Annotated in this window: 1 protein-coding gene; it reads right to left on the bottom strand. The window is 45.8% G+C overall.

Annotated elements, in window-relative coordinates:
* The coding region (locus R7Q46_RS27815; protein WP_411978784.1) for a glutathione S-transferase family protein at positions 1-609 on the bottom strand (609 nt) is incomplete at its 3' end.
* Positions 610-640 lie beyond the last annotated feature (31 nt).

Here is a 640-nt window from a genome sequence, read left to right as displayed (position 1 = left end):
CGAAAACAATGATTCAAAAGCCTCTTCATACGCTTCTTGCGAAGTAGCAAAACCGCAACGGTACACCCCATTATTCACGTTTGGATAAATGTAATCATTCCATTCATCAATCACACCGCGTAGTGGCTCGGGATAATAATCGTCATGATTGCCCGTGAGATCGTTAAATGCGGAGTTAAACATACGAATGATCTCTGACGATTCATTCGACACGATGGTGTTGGTCTTTTTGTCCCACAAAACTGGCACCGTAACACGCCCTGTGTAGTCAGGTTTCGCTTGAGTGTAGATTTGGTGCATACGTGTATGACCAAACAACGGCTCGGGTAAACCCATTTGCCAACCTTGACTGAGCATATCAGGGCAAACAACCGTCACATCAATGTGTGGCTCTAGACCTTTCAACTTACGGAAGATAAGCGTTCGATGTGCCCAAGGACACGCGAGAGAAACGTACAAATGGTAACGGCCAGATTCTGGTTGGAATACCGCCTCTGAATCATTTTTAATCCAGTCACGAAATCCAGCGTCTTCACGAACGAACTTCCCGCCATTCGCTTTTGTGTCATACCACACATCGTGCCATACGCCTTCGACCAACTTACCCATGATTGCTCTCCTATTTCTTATGTCTCCCTTT

The organism is Vibrio sp. 811 (assembly GCF_033339195.1).
This window is presented reverse-complemented; position numbering and strand designations above follow the sequence as displayed.